Origin of the sequence: Pseudomonas muyukensis (genome assembly GCF_019139535.1) — a bacterium.
Taxonomy (GTDB): domain Bacteria; phylum Pseudomonadota; class Gammaproteobacteria; order Pseudomonadales; family Pseudomonadaceae; genus Aquipseudomonas; species Aquipseudomonas muyukensis.
The window spans coordinates 398,326-418,666 of record NZ_CP077073.1 but is presented as its reverse complement, the minus strand read 5'-3'; the positions used below and the strand labels follow the sequence as shown (position 1 = coordinate 418,666).

Sequence of the window (20,341 nt, the reverse complement as noted above, 5' to 3'; positions counted from 1 at the left end):
ACCAGGGGATTAGCGCAGGAGCCGGCCTTGCCGGCGAACACCGGCATAGCCGGTGCCATGCACCGCGGTGCCTGGCTCGCCAGCAAGGCTGGCTCCTGCGGCTTGCGTCTGATCAGCCCTGATCCGGCCAGTACCAGGCCGGTTCGTCGAGCATGCCCTGGCCGACGATCCCGGTCTGCCCCAGGGTCTTCTCCAGGTGGATCGAATTGCAGTCGTCGTCCTCCTCCAGTGCCGCCACCAGCCGCGGCGCGTGCGACACCACCCACACCTGGCAGTGCCGCGCCGCGCGGCGGATCAGCCGTGCCAGCGCCGGCAGCAGGTCCGGATGCAGGCTGGTCTCCGGCTCGTTGAGCACCATCATGCTGGGTGGGCGCGGGGTGAGCAGGGCGGCCACCAGCAACAGGTAGCGCAAGGTGCCGTCGGACAGTTCCGCGGCGCTCAGCGGGCGCAGCAACCCGGCCTGGTGAAAGCGTAGGCTGAACAGGCCGCCGGGCTGGGCGTCGATGGTCAGCCGGGCGCCGGGGAAGGCATCGCCAACCGCCTCCTGCAGCGCCTGCAGGTCGCCGATCTCGTCGATGGTCTGCAAGGCGGCGGCAAGGTCGCGGCCATCGTGGTGCAGCACCGGGGTGCGAGTGCCCAGCCGTGCCTGGCGGGCCGGTGCTTCGGCGTCGGTCCTGAAGTGGTCGTAGAAGCGCCAGCTGCGAATCTGTTCGCGCAGATGCAGCACTTCTGGCGAGCCTTGCAGGCTGCCGACCTGGTCGAACAGGCTGTCGAACTCGGTCATGTGCTGCTGCAGCACCTGCCACTGGCGGCCATCGCGCGCTTTGACCATCGCTGCGTTGCGCTGCACCAGCTGGCTGGCCGGGCGGCATAGCGCGCCGGCCCAGATGGTCTCCTGCTTGATCTGCGGGTCGAGGGCGAACATGGAGCGGCTTGGCTCGGGCAGGCCGAGGCTGATGGCGTAGCCGAAGTCCTCGCCGGTGAAGCCCATCTTCAGGCGCCTGGCCTGCTGGCGCGGGCCGCCTTCGACGGGCACCTCGCCACTGAGCATGCGCCGGCTGATTTTCTCGGGGCCCGCCCAGAACGTCGACTCCAGCCCACCCTCGGCCGCCAGGGCGTTGACCACGCCGCCGCGGGCTGTCTCGGCCAGCAGGCGCAGGGCCTTGTAGAGGTTGGACTTGCCGCTGCCATTGGCACCGGTAATCAGGTTCAACCGCCCCAGCGGCAGCACCAGCTGGTTGATCGAGCGGTAGTTGGCAATGGCCAGGGTAGTCAGCATCGGCGGCGTCCTTGAGCGGTTGGCTGGCAGTATCGCCGATCCCGCTGCGCTTTGTTGAACCCCGGTCAATGCCGTTTGTCGATCCCTGATCTACGCTTTCAATCGCGTCCCTCCCACCATTCGAAGAAGCAAAGGAGCCTGCATGACGGTAACGCGTCCGCCGATGGTCGTTTGCCTGGGGCTGCTGTTCATGCTGTCGGGCTGTAGCCAGGAAGAAGCCGCCCCGGCGTTGCCGCGGGTCGTGGTGCAACAGGTCAAGCCCACCGACTTCGCCGCCAGGGTCACCTTGACCGGCGACGTTCAGGCGCGGGTACAGACCGACTTGTCGTTCCGCGTGGGCGGCAAGATCATTTCCCGCAGCGTCGATGTGGGCGACCACGTCAAGGCCAACCAGGTGCTGGCGCGGCTGGACCCAAAAGACCTGCAGAACAACGTCGACTCGGCCAAGGCCGAGGTGTTCGCCGAGCAGGCGCGCGTCACCCAGACCAGCGCCGCGTTCGTCCGCCAGCAAAAACTGCTGCCCAAGGGCTACACCAGCCAGAGCGAGTACGACGCCGCCGAAGCCGCCCTGCGCAGCAGCCAGAGCGCGCTCAAGGCTGCCCAGGCGCAGTTGGCCAATGCCAACGAACAGTTGAGCTACACCGCGCTGGTGTCCGAGGCGGACGGCGTGATCACCGCGCGCCAGGCCGAGGTCGGCCAGGTGGTGCAGGCGACCATGCCGATCTTCAGCCTGGCCGTGGACGGCGACCGCGATGCGGTGTTCAACGTCTATGAATCCCTGCTGGTGGGCGGGCCGAGCGATGAAGGGGTGACGGTCAGCCTGCTCGACGACCCGAAGATCCAGGCCAAGGGCCATGTGCGCGAGATCACCCCGACCGTGTCGGCGCAGAGCGGCACGGTGCAGATCAAGGTGGCCCTGCGCGACGTGCCGGCGGGCATGCAGCTCGGCTCGCCGGTCACCGCCGCGACCAATGCCCAGAGCCGGCCAAGCATCGAGCTGCCGTGGGCGGCGCTGACCAAGGCGTTGCACGAACCGGCGGTGTGGGTAGTGGGCGAGGGCGACAAGGTCGAGTTGCGCAAGGTCCAGGTGGGGCGCTACCTGACCGGCAAGGTGGTGATCGCCGAGGGCGTGAAGGGCGGCGAGACCGTGGTGGTTGGCGGCGCCCAGTTGCTGCACCCGGGCATGCAGGTGCAGAAGATCGACGCCCGGGACGCCGGAGGTGCGCAATGAACCGCCTGATGATCCTGCTGCCAGCCGCCTTGCTGCTGGCCGCGTGTGGCAGCGACAAGGAACAGGCCGAACCGATCCGGCCAGTGCTTTCCACCCTGGTCGAACCCCAAATGCAGGCACAACTGGGGCGCTTTGCCGGGACCATCCAGGCACGCTTCGAGAGCACCTTGGGCTTTCGCGTCTCAGGGCGCATCGCCCGGCGCTGGGTCGATGTCGGCGCCCAGGTGAAGCCCGGCGATACCCTGGCCACCCTCGACCCGACCGACCAGCAGAACCAGTTGCGCGCCGCCGAGGGCGACCTGGCCAAGGTCCAGGCGCAGTGGATCAATGCCCAGGCCGACGCCCGCCGCCAGCAGCAGCTGTACGACCGCGGCGTGGGGGCCCAGGCCCAGCTGGACATTGCCCAGACCAACCTGAAGACCACCGGTGCCGCGCTGGAGCAGGCGCGCTCGGCGGTCAGCCAGGCCCGTGACCAGCTCGACTACAGCACCCTGGGCACCGACCACGCCGCCGTGGTCACCGCCTGGCAGGCCGAAGCCGGGCAGACCGTCAGTGCCGGCCAGGCGGTGGTCACCCTGGCCCGGCCCGATGTCAAGGAGGCAGTGATCGACCTGCCCACCTACCTGGCCGAGCAACTGAGCAAGGACCTGACCTTCACCGTCGCCCTGCAGCTGGAGCCGAGCATCAGCACCACCGCCACCCTGCGCGAGCTGGAGCCCCAGGCCGACGCCACCACGCGTACCCGGCGCGCGCGCCTGACCCTGGCCAGCACCCCGGATACCTTCCACCTCGGCACCGCCGTCAGCGTGACCCTGAGCTCGGCGGTCAGCCCGCGCAGCGAACTGCCGCGCACCGCCCTGCTGGAGCGCGACGGCAAGACCCAGGTGTGGGTGGTCGACCCGCAGCACAAGACGGTCGCCACCCGCGACGTGCAACTGCTGGAGCGTGACGAGCAGCGCATCGTCCTGGCGGGCGGCGTGCAGCCCGGCGAGCGGGTGGTTACCGCTGGCGTCAACATCCTCAAGCCCGGCCAGAAGGTCACCTTCGACGAGGACGCACGATGAAAGGAAGCTTCAACCTGTCCGAGTGGGCGCTGCGGCACCAGTCGTTCGTCTGGTACCTGATGGCCGTCAGCCTGGTGATGGGGGTGTTCTCCTACCTCAACCTGGGCCGCGAGGAAGACCCCTCGTTCACCATCAAGACCATGGTCATCCAGACCCGCTGGCCGGGGGCGACCCAGGACGAGACCCTGCTGCAGGTCACCGACCGCATCGAGAAGAAACTCGAGGAGCTGGACTCGCTCGACTACGTGAAAAGCTATACCCGGCCGGGCGAGTCCACGGTCTATGTGTACCTGCGCGACACCACCAAGGCCAAGGACATCCCGGAAATCTGGTACCAGGTGCGCAAGAAGATCCAGGACATCAGCGGCCAGTTCCCCAAGGGCATCCAGGGCCCGGGCTTCAACGACGAATTCGGCGACGTCTACGGCTCGATCTACGGTTTCACCTCCGACGGCCTGACCCTGCGCCAACTGCGTGACTATGTGGAGCAGGTGCGCGCCGAGGTACGCGATGTGCCCAATATCGGCAAGATCGAGTTGATCGGCACCCAGGACGAAGTGCTCTACCTGAACTTCTCGACCCGCAAGCTGGCCTCTTTCGGCATCGACCAGAGCCAGGTGATGCAGGCCTTGCAGGCGCAGAACGCGGTGACCCCGGCAGGGGTGATCGAGGCCGGGCCCGAGCGCATCTCGGTGCGCACCACCGGGCAGTTCGCCTCGGAGAAGGACCTGGAAACCGTCAACCTGCGCATCAACGACCGCTTCTTCCGCCTGGCCGATTTGGCCGACATCGAGCGTGGCTACGTCGACCCGCCGTCGCCGATGTTCCGCTACAACGGCCAGACCGCCATCGGCCTGGCCATCGGCATGAAGGCCGGCGGCAACATGCAGGTGTTCGGCAAACTGCTGCGCGAGCGCATGGACCAGATCACCAACGACCTGCCGGTGGGCGTGGAGGTGCATACCGTTTCCGACCAGGCGGTGGTGGTCAAGCAGGCGGTGGGTGGCTTTACCAGCGCGCTGTTCGAGGCCGTGGTGATCGTGCTGGTGGTGAGCTTCGTCAGCCTGGGGGTGCGCGCCGGGCTGGTGGTGGCCTGCTCGATCCCGCTGGTGCTGGCCATGGTGTTCGTGTTCATGGAATACACCGACATCACCATGCAGCGGATTTCCCTCGGCGCGCTGATCATTGCCCTGGGCCTGCTGGTGGATGACGCGATGATCACCGTGGAGGTGATGGTCACGCGCCTGGAAATGGGCGAGACCAAGGAGCAGGCGGCGACCTTCGCCTATACCTCCACCGCCTTCCCCATGCTCACCGGCACCCTGGTGACCGTGGCCGGCTTCGTGCCGATCGGCCTGAACGCCAGCTCCGCGGGCGAGTACACCTTCACCCTGTTCGCGGTGATCGCCGTGGCGCTGCTGGTGTCGTGGATCGTCGCGGTGTTCTTCGCCCCGGTGCTGGGCGTGCACATTCTCGACAGCAAGAAGCTCAAGGCCCACGAGGCCGAACCGGGACGGGTGGGGCGCGCGTTCGAGCATGGCCTGCTGTGGTGCCTGCGCCACCGCTGGGTGACGGTGATCGGCACCATCGTGCTGTTCGTGCTGTCGGTGGTGGGCATGCGCTTCGTGCAGAACCAGTTCTTCCCGTCGTCGGACCGTCCGGAAATCCTCGTCGACCTCAACCTGCCGCAGAACGCCTCGATCGAGGAGACGCGCAAGGTGGTCGACCGCTTCGAGGCCACCTTCAAGGACGACCCGGACATCGTCAGCTGGAGCACCTACATCGGCCAGGGCGCAATCCGCTTCTACCTGCCCCTGGACCAGCAACTGCAGAACCCCTACTACGCCCAGTTCGTCATCGTCAGCAAGGGCCTGGAGCAGCGTGGCGGGCTGATGCAGCGCCTGCAGGAGCGCCTGACCCGGGACTTCGTCGGCATCGGCACCAACGTCCAGTCGCTGGAAATGGGCCCGCCGGTGGGCCGGCCGATCCAGTACCGGGTCAGCGGCAAGGACATCGACCAGGTGCGCAAGCACGCCATCGACCTGGCCACCCTGCTCGACCAGAACGAGCACATCGGCGAGATGATCTACGACTGGAACGAGCCGGGCAAAGTGCTGCGGGTCGAGATCGCCCAGGACAAGGCGCGCCAGCTCGGGCTGTCGTCCGAGGACGTGGCCAACGTGATGAACAGCATCGTCAGCGGCGTGCCGATCACCCAGGTCAACGACAACATCTACCTGGTCAACGTGGTCGCCCGTGCCGAGGACAGCGAGCGCGGCTCGCCCGATACCCTGCAGAACCTGCAGATCGTCAGCCCCAACGGCACCTCGATTCCGCTGCTGGCCTTCGCCACCGTGCGCTACGAGCTGGAGCAGCCGCTGGTGTGGCGCCGCGACCGCAAGCCGACCATCACCATCAAGGCCTCGGTCAACGGCGAGATCCAGCCCACCGACCTGGTGGCCCAGCTCAAGCCGGATATCGATAAATTCGCCAGCCAGCTGCCCGCCGGCTACGAGGTGGCCACCGGCGGCACCGTGGAGGAGAGCGCCAAGGCCCAGGGGCCGATTCGCCAGGTGGTGCCGTTGATGCTGTTCCTGATGGCGACCTTCCTGATGATCCAGCTGCACAGCGTGCAGAAGCTGTTCCTGGTGGTCAGCGTGGCGCCGCTGGGGCTGATCGGCGTAGTCCTGGCGCTGGTGCCCACGGGCACGCCGATGGGGTTCGTGGCGATCCTCGGGATCCTCGCGCTGATCGGCATCATCATCCGCAACTCGGTGATCCTGGTGACCCAGATCGACGAGTTCGAGGCGCAGGGCTTCGCCCCCTGGGACGCGGTGGTCGAGGCTACCAACCACCGGCGCCGGCCGATCTTGCTGACGGCCGCGGCGGCGAGCCTGGGCATGATCCCCATCGCCCGGGAAGTGTTCTGGGGGCCGATGGCCTACGCCATGATCGGCGGCATCATCAGTGCAACGCTGCTGACGCTGCTGTTCCTGCCGGCGCTGTATGTGGCCTGGTACAAGATCCGCGAGCCGGAGCACACCGCCAAAACCCAACACTGACCCCCTGTAGGAGCGGCCTTGCGTCGCGAAAGGGCTGCGCAGCAGCCCCGGCAGTCCTGCATGATGCAGAGATCCTGGGGCTGCCGCGCAGCCCTTTCGCGACACGAGGCCGCTCCTACAGGAATGCTGCTCATCGTTGGTTATATAAACATTCTTAAACAGTATTTTTAAGAATATCCGCGCCTCTCTAGTATGGCTTTCACGCCAGGCGCAAATCCCCTTCAGAACCTCTGCCCGGCACCCTTACTCACAGGAGAACGAGCATGAGTGCATCTCTGCGCAGCATCGACGGTCAGGACGAAACCACCATCCTGCGGGAAATCCAGAGTGCCCTGCGCGACCTGCGCTTCGGCGCGGTGGAGATCACCGTGCACAACGCCCAGGTGGTGCAGATCGAACGCAAGGAGAAGTTCCGCCTGCAGCAGCCCGGCAACAAGTCCGGCTGATACCGCATCACTTCAAAACTAGAAAAATGCCAATCGGGAGCTTCACCATGTCCATCCGCCGTTATGCCCTGGCCGCCCTGGCCAGCGCTGTTTTTGCCGGTTCCGCGATCGCCAAGGACTACGAACTGCTGAACGTGTCCTACGACCCGACCCGCGAGCTGTACCAGCAGTACAACGCCGAGTTCATCCAGCACTGGCAGGCCACCCACCCGGGCGACAAGGTGAAGATCCAGCAATCCCACGGCGGCTCCGGCAAGCAGGGCCGGGCGGTGATCGACGGCCTGCGTGCCGATGTGGTGACCCTGGCCCTGGCCGGTGACATCGACGAGATCGCCAAGCTCGGCAAAACCTTGCCCGAGGACTGGCAGAAGCGCCTGCCGCAGGCGAGCACGCCGTACACCTCGACCATCGTGTTCCTGGTGCGCAAGGGCAACCCGAAAGGCATCAAGGACTGGGGCGACCTGATCAAGCCGGACGTCTCGGTGATCACCCCCAACCCGAAAACCTCCGGTGGCGCCCGCTGGAACTTCCTCGCCGCCTGGGCCTACGGCCTGAAGACCGGCGGCAGCGAAGACAAGGCCAAGGAATACGTGCAGGCGCTGTTCAAGCATGTGCCGGTGCTGGACACCGGTGCCCGTGGCTCGACCATCACCTTCGTCAACAACGGCCAGGGCGATGTGCTGCTGGCCTGGGAAAACGAAGCCTTCCTGGCGCTGAAGGAAGACGGCGGCGGCGACAAGTTCGAGATCGTCGTGCCGTCGCTGTCGATCCTGGCCGAGCCGCCGGTGGCGGTGGTGGACAAGAACGCCGAGAAGAAGGGCAATACCGCGATCGCCACCGAGTACCTCAAGCACCTGTACAGCCCAGCCGGGCAGAAGATCGCCGCCGAGAACTTCTACCGCCCGCGTGACGAGAAGGTTGCCGCCGAATTCGGCAAGCAGTTCCCGAAACTGGACCTGGTGACCATCGACAAGGACTTCGGCGGCTGGAAGACTGCACAACCGAAGTTCTTCAATGACGGTGGGGTGTTTGATCAGATCTATCAGGCACAGTAAGCGGTATGGAGAAGCGGGGCCGCTGTGCGGCCCTTTCGCGACACAAGGCCGCTCCTACAAGAATCCGCGATCCCCTGTAGGAGCGGCCTTGTGTCGCGAAAGGGCTGCGCAGCAGCCCCAGGATTCAGAAGCCTGCACCGGCCCGGGAGCGCTCCCGGGCTTCGTGCGTTCAACCAGGGACCTTTATGTCACGTCGCATTTCCCCCGTCATACCCGGCTTCGGGCTGACACTGGGCTACACCTTGGTGTATCTCAGCCTGATCGTGCTGATACCGCTGGCGGCCATGTTCATTCATGCCTCGCAGCTCACCTGGGAGCAGTTCTGGAACATCGTCAGCGCGCCGCGGGTCATCGCCGCGCTGAAGCTGAGTTTCGGCACCGCCCTGTTCGCCGCCATCATCAATGGCGTGATCGGCACCCTGCTGGCCTGGGTGCTGGTGCGCTATACCTTCCCCGGGCGCAAGGTCATCGACGCCATGATCGACCTGCCGTTCGCCCTGCCCACCGCCGTCGCCGGTATTGCCTTGACCGCCCTGTATGCCCCGTCGGGCTGGGTCGGCCAGTTCGCCACCGACCTGGGTTTCAAGATCGCCTACACGCCGCTGGGCATCACCCTGGCGCTGACCTTCGTCACCCTGCCGTTCGTGGTGCGCACGGTGCAGCCGGTGCTGGCGGACATCCCGCGGGAAGTCGAGGAAGCCGCTGCCTGCCTGGGCGCGAAACCGTTGCAGGTGTTCCGCCACATCCTCGCTCCGGCCTTGCTGCCCGCCTGGCTCACCGGCTTCGCCCTGGCCTTCGCCCGGGGTGTCGGCGAGTACGGCTCGGTGATCTTCATCGCCGGCAACATGCCGATGAAGACCGAGATCCTGCCGCTGCTGATCATGGTCAAGCTCGACCAGTACGACTACACCGGCGCCACCGCCATCGGCGTGCTGATGCTGGTGGTTTCCTTCATCCTGCTGCTGCTGATCAACCTGTTGCAGCGGCGCATCGAAACCCCTTGAAGGAGGCCCGGTAATGTCTTCGTCTTCCCTTGGCGCGACCGCCGCCGCCAACGCCGCCCGGCGTGGCAGCGCCACCTCGCGCCGTGTGCTGATCACCCTGGGCTGGATCGTCTTCGCGCTGTTCCTGGCGCTGCCGCTGGTGATCGTGGTGTCGCAGGCGCTGAAGAACGGCTTCGGCACCTTCTTCGAGGCGATCTTCGAGCCCGACGCGCTCTCTGCGCTGAAGCTGACCTTGCTGGCGGTGGCCATCTCGGTGCCGCTGAACCTGGTGTTCGGGGTATCCGCCGCCTGGTGCGTGAGCAAGTACAGCTTCCGCGGCAAGAGCGTGCTGGTGACCCTGATCGACCTGCCGTTCTCGGTGTCGCCGGTGATCGCCGGCCTGGTCTACGTGCTGATGTTCGGCGCCCAGGGCCTGTTCGGCCCGTGGTTGCAGGACCACGACATCCAGATCGTCTTCGCCCTGCCGGGCATCGTCCTGGCGACCATCTTCGTCACCGTGCCGTTCGTGGCCCGTGAACTGATCCCGCTGATGCAGGAGCAGGGCACCCAGGAGGAGGAGGCCGCGCGCCTGCTCGGCGCCAACGGCTGGCAGATGTTCTGGCACGTGACCCTGCCGAACATCAAGTGGGGCCTGATCTACGGCGTGGTGCTGTGCACCGCCCGGGCCATGGGCGAGTTCGGCGCGGTGTCGGTGGTGTCCGGGCACATTCGCGGCGTCACCAACACCTTGCCGCTGCACGTGGAGATCCTCTACAACGAGTACAACCATGTCGCGGCCTTCAGCGTGGCCAGCCTGTTGCTGATCCTGGCGCTCTTCATCCTGCTGCTCAAGCAGTGGAGCGAGAACCGTATTAACCGCCTGCGCCACAGCGCCGCGGAGGAATGATTCATGTCGATCGAAGTACGTAACGTCAGCAAGCGCTTCAACAGCTTCCAGGCCCTGGACAACATCAACCTGGATATCCACAGCGGTGAACTGGTGGCCTTGCTCGGCCCGTCCGGCTGCGGCAAGACCACCCTGCTGCGGATCATCGCCGGGCTCGAGACCCCGGATAACGGCAGCATCGTGTTCCATGGCGAGGATGTTTCCGGCCACGACGTGCGCGATCGCAACGTCGGTTTCGTGTTCCAGCACTATGCCCTGTTTCGCCACATGAGCGTGTTCGACAACGTCGCCTTTGGCCTGCGCATGAAGCCCAAGGGCGAGCGCCCGAGCGAAAGCAAGATCGCCGAGAAGGTCCATGAGCTGCTGAACATGGTCCAGCTCGACTGGCTGTCCGACCGCTACCCCGAGCAATTGTCCGGCGGCCAGCGCCAGCGTATCGCTTTGGCCCGCGCCCTGGCGGTGGAGCCCAAGGTGCTGCTGCTCGACGAACCGTTCGGCGCGCTGGATGCCAAGGTGCGCAAGGAGCTGCGCCGCTGGCTGGCGCGGCTGCACGAGGACATCAACCTGACCTCGGTGTTCGTCACCCACGACCAGGAAGAAGCCATGGAAGTCGCCGACCGCATCGTGGTGATGAACAAGGGCGTGATCGAGCAGATCGGCTCGCCGGGCGAGGTGTACGAGCAGCCGGCCAATGACTTCGTCTACCACTTCCTCGGCGACTCCAACCGCCTGGCGCTGGCCGAGGGGCAGCATGTGCTGTTCCGCCCGCACGAGGTGTCGCTGTCGCGCCATGAAACCGAGGGGCACCATGCCGCCGAAGTGCGTGATATCCGCCCGCTAGGCGCGACCACCCGGGTGACCTTGAAAGTAGAAGGGCAGAGCGAGCTGATCGAGGCCGAAGTGGTCAAGGACCACGACAGCCTGACCGGGCTGGCGCGGGGCGAGACGTTGTTCTTCCGGCCGAAGGTGTGGCAGAAGGTGGCGGATATCTGAGCCTGAGGATGACCTGGGCGGCGAAGGCGCCGGCAACGCCGGCGCCTACAGGGTGATAGGCGTTTGCGGCGCAGTGTGGGAAGCTGCCACGACATGTCGAAGACAGCCCAGGATGTTGCCATGACCGAATCGCCGCAACGCGACGCCTTCTCCCACTTCCACCCCATCCTCACCCGCCCGCAGGACAACGACCTCAACGGCCATCTCGCCGGCTCCACCGTGCACGGTTTCTTCGAAACCGCCATCCAGGCCTTCCTCGTGGAGCAGGCCGAGCTGGACCTGCGCGACGGCGAGCTGGCCGCTTTCGTGGTCAGCTCGGCGGCCGACTTCTTCGCCTTGCCGGGCTTCCCGGACGTGCTCGAGGTGGGCCTGGGGGTGACGCGCCTGGCGGGCAGCACGGTGGAGTTCCGCCTGGCGCTGTTCCGCCCCGGTGAGGCCGAGGCCTGCGCGGCGGGCACCCTGGTCCAGGTGTTCATCGAGCGTGCCTCGGGGCGGCCGGCAGTGCTGCCCGAGGCTTTGCAACTGATCCTCGCCGGGCTGTCGCTCAATCGTTGAGGCGGATGATCCCTTCGCGCACGGCGAACAACACCAGCCCGGGCACATCGTGGATCTGCAGGCGGTGCATGATCTGCGAGCGGTGGGCCTCGACAGTCTTGATGCTCAGGCCCAGGCCGTCGGCGATGGAGCGGGTGGTCTCGCCGCGGGCGATCAGGCGCAGGATCTCCAGCTGGCGGGTGGTCAACGGCTGAGCCGGGGCCTGGGCGGTGGTGCGCTTGCGGCTGTGCTTGAGGGCCTGGCCTATGACCATTGGCAGTACCGCCGAGCACAGGTACTGGCCACCGCCACGCAAGGTCTGCAGGGCCTGTTCGAGCTCGACCACCGGCGCGTTCTTCAACAGGAAACCGTGGGCGCCCAGTTGCAGGCAGTTCATCACGTGGTCCAGTTCCGAACGTGCCGAGAACATCAGGACCCGGCTGCCGGGCACACGGATGAACAGTTCCTGCAAGGCCTGCTGGCTGTCCAGTTCGCCACTCATGTCGAGCACCACGATGTCGGGCTTGAGCTTTTCGGCCAGGCTCACGGCGGCCATGGCATCGCCGGTATCGCCCACCACGACGAAGTCTTTCTTCTGCTCGAGCAGGGCGCGCAGCCCGGCGCGAAAGAGCGGCGATTGATCGGCAAGGAGGATTCGGCAGGGCATGGATAAGGGCCTGTTTCGCAAGGGAAGGGGGGCGGCAGGCTGGCTCGATCCCAAAGCGCACTGCCGCGCGGGTGCGCGATCAGTCCTTGTCTGCCGAGCGGCGCGGCAGTACCTCTGATCATAGGCGCTCGAACACTGACGGCAGCAGTGGCCGCAGCGGCAGGTCCAGCCCGTGGATGCTCTCGCTATGGCTGATGATCAGCAGCCCGCCCGGGCGCAGGTGTTCCAGCAGGCGCGGCAGCAGCTTGGCCTTGTACGGTGGCGCCAGGTTCGCCAGCAGGTTGCGCAACAGGATGGCATCGAAGCTGCCAAGGTGAGCCGGCAGGGTGCGGATCAGGTTGATCGCCTCGAAGCGTACGCGCTCGCGCAGCGATGACGCGATGCGCAGGCGCCCCGCCGTCTCGCCGACCCCGCACAGACAATGGCGGACCAGCCAGCCTTCGGGGAAGTAGCGGGCCTGGGCTATGTCGTAGATGCCGGTGGCGGCGCGCGCCAGCAACTGAGGGTCGAAGTCGCTGGCCAGCACCTGCCAGCCCGGCAGCCGCGAGCTTTGCGCGGCGACCATGGCCAGGCTCCAGGCCTCTTCGCCGCTGGCACAGGCGGCGCTCCACAGGCGCGGCGGATGTTCCAGCGTGGCCAGCCAGTGGGCCAGGCATTCGAAGTGGCGGTGTTCACGGAAGAAGTAACTGTCGCGGGCAACCAGCAGGCGCAGCAGGTGTTCGAGCTCACCCGGGCCAGCGGGGCCGTCGAGCACTGCCAGGTACTGCTCGAACTGCGTCAGCCGCAGGGCCTTGAGCCGCTGGTGCAGGCGGGCGGCCACGCCGGTGCGGCGGTCATCGGCCAGGTGCACGCCGGTGGCTTGCTCGACCCGCTGGCGAATGTTCGCAAAACCGGCTTCGCTGAGCAGGGGCGGGCGGCGGCCAGGCATCGGTCAGGTATCCCTGGCCTGGGCCGAACAGATCGGATCGGTGACGATCGCGCGCATTCCCTGCGTCCTGTGCATGGTTTGAAGGGCGGATAATAACTAGTGGCTAGTAGCCTCCATATCGGGGCGGCCCTTAATCCCCTGGCGCAGGCAGCAACGAAAAGGCCCCGCCGGTGAGGGCGGGGCCTTAGGCATCAGGCGTAAGGCTGGCGATCAGTCGCGCCAGTGACGCTTGTGCTTGCGGTGGCCGTAGTGGTGGCCACGGTCATAGTGGCGGCGGTCGTCGTAGCCGCGACGGTAGCGGCGCTCATGGCGCTCGTCTTCGTCGGCCTTGTTGCCCATGTAGTTACCCAGTGCGCCACCGGCGCCACCGCCGGCCGCGGCACCGATATAGCTACCGGTGGTGCCGCCCATGGAGCGACCGACCACGTTGCCGCCGGCCGCGCCCAGGGCGCCACCGATGGCGGCTTCGCCACGCTGGCGCTTGTCGGCGCCCAGGGCACCGCCGGCTGCGCCGCCCAGGCCGGCACCAATGGCGCCGCCGGTGCTACCGCCGATGGAGTTGCCCACCACGGAGCCCAGTACCCCACCCAATGCGCCGCCAATGCCGGCCTCGGTGGTGCCGCCTGCCATGGCAACGCCGCTGAGCAAGCTGAAAGACAACAACAGAATCGAGGAGTACTTCTTCATCAAGAGAGCCTCAAGGGGATGACGAGGCGGAATGTGAGGCTCGGCGAATGGGCTTGCAATGGAAATCCGACGAGTAGCACGAGTTGTACACAATTCTCTAACTTATTGAATTATGTATGAAACTTTCTCGATTTTCGGCGGTCTGAGGTATTTATGACAAAGCCCTGAGCCGTTGCGGACCGGGGCTTTTTTGTGGGTGGCGTTCAGGGGGCTTGGCGGGCCCTTGTAGGAGCGGCCTTGTGTCGCGAAAGGGCCGCGCAGCGGCCCCGGCCATCTATGCGGCGCAGCTGAAACTACGCGGCGCAGCTGAAATCTAGGGCCGCTGCGCGCCCCATCGCGACACAAGGCCGCTCCTACAGGGGCCGTGCGTCTGGAGTACGGTTCAGACAATACGCCCGTCGTCCCGCGCACGCTCCAGCTTGATGGCGATGAACTTCGACGTCGGCGTGTGGCTGCCATCGCCGATGCTCTCCAGCGGCACCAGCGGGTTCACCTCTGGATAGTAGGCCGCCGCCTGCCCCGCCGGAATATCGAACGCCAGCAAGGTGAAGCCATGCACCCGGCGCACATGGGCATCCCCCCACAGCGAGACGATGTCGACCTTCTGCCCCGGCTGGAAGCCCAGGCGCACGATGTCGGCCTCGTTGACGAACAGCACGTCGCGCTGGCCGCGCACGCCGCGGTAGCGGTCGTCCATGCCGTAGATGGTGGTGTTGTACTGGTCGTGGGAGCGCATCGACTGCAGGATCAGGTCCGGCACCTGGCCGCTGGCGCGCACGCGTTCGTCGAGCAGGCTGTCGGGCAGCAGGTTGGCCTTGAAGTTGGCGCGGCCGCTGGCGGTCTTCCACTGGCGGCTGCCGGCGCTGTTGCCCAGGTAGAAACCACCGGGCAGGCGCAGGCGCTGATTGAAGTCGGCGAAACCTGGGATGGTGTCGGCAATCAGCTCGCGGATGCGATCGTAGTCGGCCACCAGCCAATGCCAGTCCACCGGCTGCTTGCCCAAGGTGGCGGCGGCGATACCGGCGACCACCGCAGGCTCCGAGCGCATCTGCCGGGACAGCGGCTTGAGCTGGCCGTTGGAGGCATGAACCATGCTGAACGAGTCTTCCACCGTCACCGCCTGCGGGCCTTCGCCCTGCAGGTCGATATCGGTGCGGCCCAGGCACGGCAGGATCAGTGCCTGCTTGCCGTGCACCAGGTGGCTGCGGTTGAGCTTGGTGCTGATGTGCACGGTCAGCTCGCAGTTGCGCAAGGCCTGGGCGGTGCGCTCGGTGTCCGGGGTGGCTTGGGCGAAGTTGCCGCCCAGGCCGATGAACACCTTGGCCCGGCCTTCGAGCATGGCGTGGATCGCCTCCACCGTGTTGTGGCCGTTGTGGCGGGGCACGGCAAAGCCGAAGCGCTGTTCCAAGGCATCGAGCAGCGCCACCGGTGGGCGCTCGTTGATGCCCATGGTGCGGTCGCCTTGCACGTTGCTGTGGCCACGTACCGGGCACAGGCCGGCACCCGCCACGCCGAGGTTGCCGCGCAGCAGCATGAGGTTGACGATTTCCTGGATGGTCGGCACCGAATGGCGGTGCTGGGTGATGCCCATGGCCCAGCACATGATCACCCGCTTGCCCTTGCAGTACATGCGCGCCGACAGCTCGATGTCGGCCAGGGTCAGGCCCGATTGCGCCTGGATCTGCTCCCAGGACGTGGCGTCGACCACCGCCAGGTACTGCGCCACGCCGTGGCCATGTTCGGCGATGAAGGCATGGTCGAAGATTGCCGGCTCGCCCTTGGCCTGCGCTTCGCGTTCCCACTGCAGGAGGAACTTGGCCATGCCGCGCAGCAGCGCCATGTCGCCACCCAGGGCCGGGCGGAAGAAGGCCGTGTTGGTCGGGCGGTCGCTGTTGGTCAGCATCTCCAGCGGGTTCTGCGGGTGCTGGAAGCGCTCCAGGCCGCGTTCCTTGAGCGGGTTGACGCAGACCACCTGGGCGCCGCGCTTCACCGCGTCGCGCAGCGGGTCGAGCATGCGCGGGTGGTTGGTGCCGGGGTTCTGGCCCCAGACGAAGATCGCATCGGCGTGTTCGAAGTCATCGTAGGTGACGGTGCCCTTGCCCACGCCGACGCTTTGCCCCAGGGCCACGCCGCTGGCCTCGTGGCACATGTTCGAGCAGTCCGGGAAGTTGTTGGTGCCGTAGGCGCGCACGAACAGCTGGTAGAGGTAGGCCGCCTCGTTGCTGGCCCGGCCCGAGGTGTAGAACTCGGCCTGGTCGGGGCTGGTCAGGTCGTTCAGGTGACGGGCGATCAGGGCGAAGGCCGCGTCCCATTCGATCGGCTGGTAGCGGTCGCTGAGCGGGTCGTAGACCATCGGCTCGGTCAGCCGGCCCTGGTATTCGAGCCAGTAGTCGCTCTGCGTGAGCAGCGCGCTGACGCTGTAGCGGGCGAAGAACGCCGCGTCGACGCGGCGCTTGGTGGCTTCCCAGTTGACCGCCTTGGCGCCGTTTTCGCAGAACTTGACCATGCCGCTCTCGGGCGAGTCGCCCCAGGCGCAGCCGGGGCAGTCGAAGCCGCCGTTCTGGTTGGTCTTGAGCAGGGCGCGGATGTTCTTCAGGGCATTGTCGCTGCCGACCCAGGCCTTGGCCACGCTGCGCAGTGCGCCCCAGCCGCCGGCGGGGCCGGGGTAGGGTTGGTAGCGGGGGGAGGCGGCGGGGGCGTTGTCGGGCAGTTTTTCGTACGAGGTCACGGCTGTTGCTACTCCGCCGCTGGGCTGAAGACCCGCGGTGCGCTGTGTTTGGGCAGGTGGATGAGGTTGAGGTTGTGCTTGCGCGCCCATTGCAGGGCAAGGCCGGTGGGGGCCGAGAGGCTGACCAGGGTCTGGATACCAGCGCGCAGGACTTTCTGGATCAGCTCCAGGCTGCAGCGGCTGGTGACGATGGCCAGCCCACCTTCGCTGTCGATGCGTTGGCGCAGCAGGGCGCCGATCAGCTTGTCCAGGGCGTTGTGCCGGCCGATGTCCTCGCGGCCCAGCAGCAGCTGGCCGTCGCGGTCCATGAACAGCGCCGCGTGCACCGCGCCGCAATGCTGGCCGAGGGGCTGGAAGGCATCGATGCGCTGGCGCAGGTCCTTGAGCCAGTGCGCCGGCGGCAGCGGCGCCCCGGGCAGCACGTTGAGTTCGGGCAGCGCCTGCTCCAGGGCTTCGACCCCGCACAGGCCGCAGCCGCTGGTGCCGGCCAGCTGGCGGCGCTGGTCCTTGAGGTTCCAGAACGCGCGGCTGGAGATCTCCAGGTCGGCGTACAACGCCGAGCCGCTGCCGGAGAGCTTCACGTCATAGATTTCATCGGTGCTGGCGACGATGCCGCTGCCGACGCTGAAGCCCACGGCGAAGTCTTCCAAGTCGGTGGGGCTGACCAGCATCACCGCCTGGTTGAGGCCGTTGTAGACAATGGCCAGGGCGACTTCCTCGGCCAGCGGGGTGCTGTCGCGGCTTGCGTCGGACAGTTGGGCGTAGTCGTAGGTGTTGCTGGCGGCGGGCAGGGCGAGGGGCGTGGACGCCGCGCAGACCGGTGGCTTGCTGTTCATCGGGGTGAATACCGGCTGGCAGTTTGACCCCACCAGCCTAGGCCTCTGGGCCGAGGGCGTCTAATCGCTAGCGTCTATCCCGTGATAGAGCGCGTCGATCAGTCGCAGGGCGGCGGGTTGGGCGATCCTGGCCTAGACTGCTGCTTCCATGGATTCATCATCAAGGAGCGCCACATGAGCCTGTTCAGTTTCGTGAAGGAAGCCGGCGAGAAGTTGATCGACCTGCTGACACCGGGTAATGCCAATGCCGAGGAGCAGTTGAAGAAGCACGTCCAGGACGTTGGCCTGGGCAACCCGAACATCTCCGCCACTGTAGAGGGCGACAAGGTGATCCTCAAGGGTGAGGTGAGCAGCCAGGAAGAAAAGGAGAAGATCATCCTGGCCGCGGGCAACATCGCCGGCGTGGCCTCGGTGGACGACCAGATCACCGTTACCGGGCCGGTGGCTCAGGCGGCGCGGTTCGTCGAGGTCGAGAAGGGCGACACCCTCAGTGCCATTTCCAAGCGGGTGTATGGCGACGCCAACAAGTACAACAAGATCTTCGAGGCGAACAAGCCGATGCTGAAGGACCCAAATAAGATCTATCCGGGGCAGGTGCTGCGTATTCCGGAGTGATGGGTTCGCCGGTAGGAGCGGCTTCAGCCGCGATGCGGGCATCGCGGTGCTCGGCACCCGCTTCGCGGGTGATCGCGGCTGAAGCCGCTCCTACGGGGTGAATGCGTCGTTACAACCCTTCCAGCAAGGTCCGGTAATCTTCCACCGCCGCAAACTCCTGGGTATCCCGCGGCGCGGCGCGGCTATCCGGCTGGCGCACCGCCAGCAGATGCCCGACGCCAAACTGCCGGGCACTGCGCAGGATCGCCAGGGTGTCGTCGATGAACAGGCTGCGCGCCGGGTCGAAGCCGATGTCCGCCTGCAACGCGTCCCAGAACTGCGGGCTCTCCTTTGGGTAGCCGTAGTCATGGGAGCTGATCAGCCGTTCGAAATACGGCGCCAACTCCACCCGCTCCAGTTTCAGCGACAGCGAGTCGCGGTGCGCATTGGTGATCATCACCACGCGCTTGCCTGCCTGACGAACGGCGGCCAAGAAGGTGTCGGCGTCGGGCTTGAGCGCGATCAACTCGGCGATCTCCTGTTTGAGTGCGCGAATCGGCAGGCGCAGCTCGTGGCTCCAGAAGTCCAGGCAGTACCAGTTGAGCGTGCCGGCGTGGCGCTCGAACAGCGGTTGCAGCTCCATTTCGGCCATGGCCCGGCTCACGCCATGCAGCTCGGCATAGCGCTGGGGCAGGTGTTCCAGCCAGAAGCGGTTGTCGTAGTGCAGGTCGAGCAGGGTGCCGTCCATGTCCAGCAGGACGGTATCGATGGCAGACCAGGGAAGAACGGGCATGGGAAACTCTCGATCAGTCGGCAAGCCACGGTATAGTAACCCGTTCACGCCAAGGAGCCGCCCCATGCGCCAGAAACCCACCGTCCTCAATCGCGAGATTGTCGCCAGCAGCCGCCTGTTCCGTGTCGAAGCCGTGCAGTTGCGCTTCGCCAACGGCGCCGAGCGCACCTACGAGCGCCTGGTCGGGCGTGGCAACGGCTATGGCGCGGTGATGATCGTGGCCATGCTCGACGCCGAGCATGCGGTACTGGTCGAGGAGTACTGCGGCGGCACCGACGAATACGAGCTGTCCCTGCCCAAGGGCCTGATCGAGCCGGGCGAGGACGTGCTGGCCGCCGCCGACCGCGAACTCAAGGAAGAGGCCGGGTTTGGCGCGCGCCAGCTGGAGCACCTGACCGAACTGTCGCTGTCGCCCGGCTACATGAGCCAGAAGATCCAGGTGGTGCTGGCCACCGACCTGTACGAAGAGCGCCTGGAAGGCGACGAGCCTGAGCCGATGCGGGTCGACAAGGTCAACCTGCGCGAACTGTCGGCCTTGGCCATGCACCCGCAGTTCACCGAAGGCCGGGCATTGGCGGCGCTGTACCTGGCCCGGGACCTGCTGATCCAGCGTGGGGTGCTCAGCGTATGAATGATCGGCAACTGATGCAGGACGTGGTCAAGCTCGCCCTGTTGGCCGGCGAGGCGACCCTGCCGTTCTGGCGCGCTGATGTGGCAGTAAGCAACAAGGCCGACGATTCACCGGTGACCGCTGCCGACCTGGCGGCCCATCGGGTTATCGCCGAGGGCCTGCAGGCATTGGCACCGCAGATTCCGGTGCTGTCCGAGGAAGACTGCGAGATTCCGCTGGCCACCCGTGAAGGCTGGCAGCGTTGGTGGCTGGTCGATCCTTTGGATGGCACCAAGGAGTTCATCGCCGGCAGCGAGGAGTTCACCGTCAACATCGCGCTGATCGAGCATGGCGAAGTGGTGTTTGGGGTGGTGGCGATGCCGACTAATGGCCGCTGTTATTGCGGTGGCCGCGACCTGGGGGCTTGGCGTGTGGAGCGTGATGGCGCCGCGCAGCCGATCCAGGTACGCAACGCGCCGGCGCAGGGGACGAAGTTTACCGTCGTCGCCAGCCGCCGGCATACCAGCGCGCAGCAGGAGACCCTGCTGGCCGGATTGAGTGGTGCGGTGGGTGAGCTGGAGCTGGCCAATATCGGCAGTTCGCTGAAGTTCTGCCTGCTGGCCGAAGGCAGTGCCGACTGTTATCCGCGGTTGGCGCCGACTTCGCAGTGGGATACGGCGGCTGCCCAGGGCGTGCTGGAAGGGGCCGGGGGCGAGGTGATCGGGCTGGATGGATCGTCGTTCCGGTATCCGCCGCGGGAGTCGTTGCTCAATCCGTTTTTCCTGGCGTTGCCCAAGGCTGCCGGCTGGCGGCAGGCGTTGGTCGAGCTGGCAGACGCGATCCGAGCTTGAGATAGCCGGGGCTGCTTTGCAGCCCATCGCGACACAAGGCCGCTCCTACAGGGGATCACGTTTCCCTGTAGGAGCGGCCTTGCCGAGGCGTCG

General features: G+C 66.2%; 19 protein-coding genes. 12 read left to right on the top strand and 7 right to left on the bottom strand.

Translation table 11 applies throughout. From position 1 onward, the window contains the following. Positions 1-112: 112 nt before the first annotated feature. Entirely contained in the window at positions 113-1,279 is a 1,167-nt protein-coding gene (locus KSS95_RS01960) for an AAA family ATPase (protein ID WP_217851175.1), read from the bottom strand. 142 nt (positions 1,280-1,421) lie between these two features. On the opposite strand from KSS95_RS01960, the gene KSS95_RS01955 reads away from it, so the two are divergent. The 9 genes from KSS95_RS01955 (at position 1,422) to KSS95_RS01915 (ending at position 11,575) form a co-directional block, all read left to right on the top strand. Continuing rightward, a complete protein-coding gene (locus KSS95_RS01955; protein ID WP_217851173.1) occupies positions 1,422-2,510 on the top strand; it encodes an efflux RND transporter periplasmic adaptor subunit in 1,089 nt (362 codons plus the stop codon). After that, the gene (locus tag KSS95_RS01950) at positions 2,507-3,574 is read left to right on the top strand and encodes an efflux RND transporter periplasmic adaptor subunit (RefSeq protein ID WP_217851171.1); all 1,068 of its coding nucleotides are present in this window, start codon (positions 2,507-2,509) and stop codon (positions 3,572-3,574) included. The genes KSS95_RS01955 and KSS95_RS01950 overlap by 4 nt, the downstream gene beginning before the upstream one ends. Continuing rightward, positions 3,571-6,636 carry an efflux RND transporter permease subunit gene (locus tag KSS95_RS01945; RefSeq protein WP_217851169.1) on the top strand — a complete coding sequence of 1,022 codons (3,066 nt, stop codon included), beginning with the start codon at positions 3,571-3,573 and terminating at the stop codon, positions 6,634-6,636. Before KSS95_RS01950 ends, KSS95_RS01945 begins: the two co-directional genes overlap by 4 nt. A gap of 263 nt (positions 6,637-6,899) precedes the next feature. Continuing rightward, complete coding sequence (gene oscA, locus KSS95_RS01940) at positions 6,900-7,082, top strand: sulfur starvation response protein OscA (RefSeq protein ID WP_134688907.1); 183 nt, start codon at positions 6,900-6,902, stop codon at positions 7,080-7,082. Positions 7,083-7,129: 47 nt separating this feature from the next. After that, positions 7,130-8,137 carry a sulfate ABC transporter substrate-binding protein gene (locus tag KSS95_RS01935; RefSeq protein ID WP_217851167.1) on the top strand — a complete coding sequence of 336 codons (1,008 nt, stop codon included), beginning with the start codon at positions 7,130-7,132 and terminating at the stop codon, positions 8,135-8,137. Between the two features lie 185 nt (positions 8,138-8,322). Continuing rightward, positions 8,323-9,141: a sulfate ABC transporter permease subunit CysT gene (cysT, locus tag KSS95_RS01930; protein ID WP_217851165.1), complete on the top strand. Its 819-nt coding sequence runs from the start codon at positions 8,323-8,325 to the stop codon at positions 9,139-9,141. 13 nt (positions 9,142-9,154) lie between these two features. After that, positions 9,155-10,027 carry a sulfate ABC transporter permease subunit CysW gene (gene cysW / locus KSS95_RS01925; protein ID WP_217851163.1) on the top strand — a complete coding sequence of 291 codons (873 nt, stop codon included), beginning with the start codon at positions 9,155-9,157 and terminating at the stop codon, positions 10,025-10,027. Positions 10,028-10,030: 3 nt separating this feature from the next. Next, complete coding sequence (locus KSS95_RS01920; RefSeq protein WP_217851162.1) at positions 10,031-11,020, top strand: sulfate/molybdate ABC transporter ATP-binding protein; 990 nt, start codon at positions 10,031-10,033, stop codon at positions 11,018-11,020. A 120-nt stretch (positions 11,021-11,140) separates the two neighbouring features. Then, on the top strand, positions 11,141-11,575 hold the full coding sequence (locus KSS95_RS01915; protein ID WP_217851160.1) for an acyl-CoA thioesterase: 435 nt from the start codon (positions 11,141-11,143) through the stop codon (positions 11,573-11,575). On the opposite strand, the gene KSS95_RS01910 is transcribed toward KSS95_RS01915, so the two are convergent. The 5 genes from KSS95_RS01910 to fdhD all read right to left on the bottom strand — a co-directional run bounded on the left by KSS95_RS01910 (position 11,565) and on the right by fdhD (position 17,400). After that, positions 11,565-12,221, bottom strand: a complete 657-nt coding sequence (locus KSS95_RS01910; protein ID WP_217851158.1) for a response regulator — start codon at positions 12,219-12,221, stop codon at positions 11,565-11,567. The genes KSS95_RS01915 and KSS95_RS01910 overlap by 11 nt on opposite strands. A gap of 118 nt (positions 12,222-12,339) precedes the next feature. Then, positions 12,340-13,149: a CheR family methyltransferase gene (locus KSS95_RS01905; RefSeq protein WP_217851156.1), complete on the bottom strand. Its 810-nt coding sequence runs from the start codon at positions 13,147-13,149 to the stop codon at positions 12,340-12,342. A gap of 210 nt (positions 13,150-13,359) precedes the next feature. Continuing rightward, complete coding sequence (locus tag KSS95_RS01900) at positions 13,360-13,836, bottom strand: YMGG-like glycine zipper-containing protein (protein ID WP_217851154.1); 477 nt, start codon at positions 13,834-13,836, stop codon at positions 13,360-13,362. A gap of 382 nt (positions 13,837-14,218) precedes the next feature. Further along, positions 14,219-16,564, bottom strand: coding sequence for an FdhF/YdeP family oxidoreductase (locus KSS95_RS01895; RefSeq protein WP_217851152.1), 2,346 nt, complete (start codon positions 16,562-16,564; stop codon positions 14,219-14,221). 8 nt (positions 16,565-16,572) lie between these two features. Further along, complete coding sequence (gene fdhD / locus KSS95_RS01890; RefSeq protein WP_217851150.1) at positions 16,573-17,400, bottom strand: formate dehydrogenase accessory sulfurtransferase FdhD; 828 nt, start codon at positions 17,398-17,400, stop codon at positions 16,573-16,575. A 174-nt stretch (positions 17,401-17,574) separates the two neighbouring features. On the opposite strand from fdhD, the gene lysM reads away from it, so the two are divergent. Next, a complete protein-coding gene (lysM, locus tag KSS95_RS01885; RefSeq protein ID WP_217851148.1) occupies positions 17,575-18,015 on the top strand; it encodes a peptidoglycan-binding protein LysM in 441 nt (146 codons plus the stop codon). Positions 18,016-18,124: 109 nt separating this feature from the next. Here the strand turns inward: lysM and yrfG are convergent, their stop codons facing one another. Continuing rightward, positions 18,125-18,787 (bottom strand): GMP/IMP nucleotidase, encoded by a 663-nt coding sequence (gene yrfG, locus KSS95_RS01880; protein ID WP_217851146.1) that lies wholly within the window; start codon positions 18,785-18,787, stop codon positions 18,125-18,127. A gap of 64 nt (positions 18,788-18,851) precedes the next feature. Between yrfG and nudE the strand changes: the two genes are divergently transcribed. Both nudE and cysQ read left to right on the top strand, forming a co-directional pair. Beyond that, positions 18,852-19,418, top strand: coding sequence for an ADP compounds hydrolase NudE (gene nudE / locus KSS95_RS01875; RefSeq protein WP_217851145.1), 567 nt, complete (start codon positions 18,852-18,854; stop codon positions 19,416-19,418). Beyond that, positions 19,415-20,248 (top strand): 3'(2'),5'-bisphosphate nucleotidase CysQ, encoded by an 834-nt coding sequence (gene cysQ, locus KSS95_RS01870; RefSeq protein WP_217851143.1) that lies wholly within the window; start codon positions 19,415-19,417, stop codon positions 20,246-20,248. Before nudE ends, cysQ begins: the two co-directional genes overlap by 4 nt. The last annotated feature ends 93 nt before the right edge of the window (positions 20,249-20,341 follow it).

Coding starts and splice junctions, on each gene's coding strand:
- KSS95_RS01960 (WP_217851175.1), bottom strand. CDS start 1,279: ATGCTGACTACCCTGGCCATTGCCAACTACCGCTCGATCAACCAGCTG.
- KSS95_RS01955 (WP_217851173.1), top strand. CDS start 1,422: ATGACGGTAACGCGTCCGCCGATGGTCGTTTGCCTGGGGCTGCTGTTC.
- KSS95_RS01950 (WP_217851171.1), top strand. CDS start 2,507: ATGAACCGCCTGATGATCCTGCTGCCAGCCGCCTTGCTGCTGGCCGCG.
- KSS95_RS01945 (WP_217851169.1), top strand. CDS start 3,571: ATGAAAGGAAGCTTCAACCTGTCCGAGTGGGCGCTGCGGCACCAGTCG.
- oscA (WP_134688907.1), top strand. CDS start 6,900: ATGAGTGCATCTCTGCGCAGCATCGACGGTCAGGACGAAACCACCATC.
- KSS95_RS01935 (WP_217851167.1), top strand. CDS start 7,130: ATGTCCATCCGCCGTTATGCCCTGGCCGCCCTGGCCAGCGCTGTTTTT.
- cysT (WP_217851165.1), top strand. CDS start 8,323: ATGTCACGTCGCATTTCCCCCGTCATACCCGGCTTCGGGCTGACACTG.
- cysW (WP_217851163.1), top strand. CDS start 9,155: ATGTCTTCGTCTTCCCTTGGCGCGACCGCCGCCGCCAACGCCGCCCGG.
- KSS95_RS01920 (WP_217851162.1), top strand. CDS start 10,031: ATGTCGATCGAAGTACGTAACGTCAGCAAGCGCTTCAACAGCTTCCAG.
- KSS95_RS01915 (WP_217851160.1), top strand. CDS start 11,141: ATGACCGAATCGCCGCAACGCGACGCCTTCTCCCACTTCCACCCCATC.
- KSS95_RS01910 (WP_217851158.1), bottom strand. CDS start 12,221: ATGCCCTGCCGAATCCTCCTTGCCGATCAATCGCCGCTCTTTCGCGCC.
- KSS95_RS01905 (WP_217851156.1), bottom strand. CDS start 13,149: ATGCCTGGCCGCCGCCCGCCCCTGCTCAGCGAAGCCGGTTTTGCGAAC.
- KSS95_RS01900 (WP_217851154.1), bottom strand. CDS start 13,836: ATGAAGAAGTACTCCTCGATTCTGTTGTTGTCTTTCAGCTTGCTCAGC.
- fdhD (WP_217851150.1), bottom strand. CDS start 17,400: ATGAACAGCAAGCCACCGGTCTGCGCGGCGTCCACGCCCCTCGCCCTG.
- lysM (WP_217851148.1), top strand. CDS start 17,575: ATGAGCCTGTTCAGTTTCGTGAAGGAAGCCGGCGAGAAGTTGATCGAC.
- yrfG (WP_217851146.1), bottom strand. CDS start 18,787: ATGCCCGTTCTTCCCTGGTCTGCCATCGATACCGTCCTGCTGGACATG.
- nudE (WP_217851145.1), top strand. CDS start 18,852: ATGCGCCAGAAACCCACCGTCCTCAATCGCGAGATTGTCGCCAGCAGC.
- cysQ (WP_217851143.1), top strand. CDS start 19,415: ATGAATGATCGGCAACTGATGCAGGACGTGGTCAAGCTCGCCCTGTTG.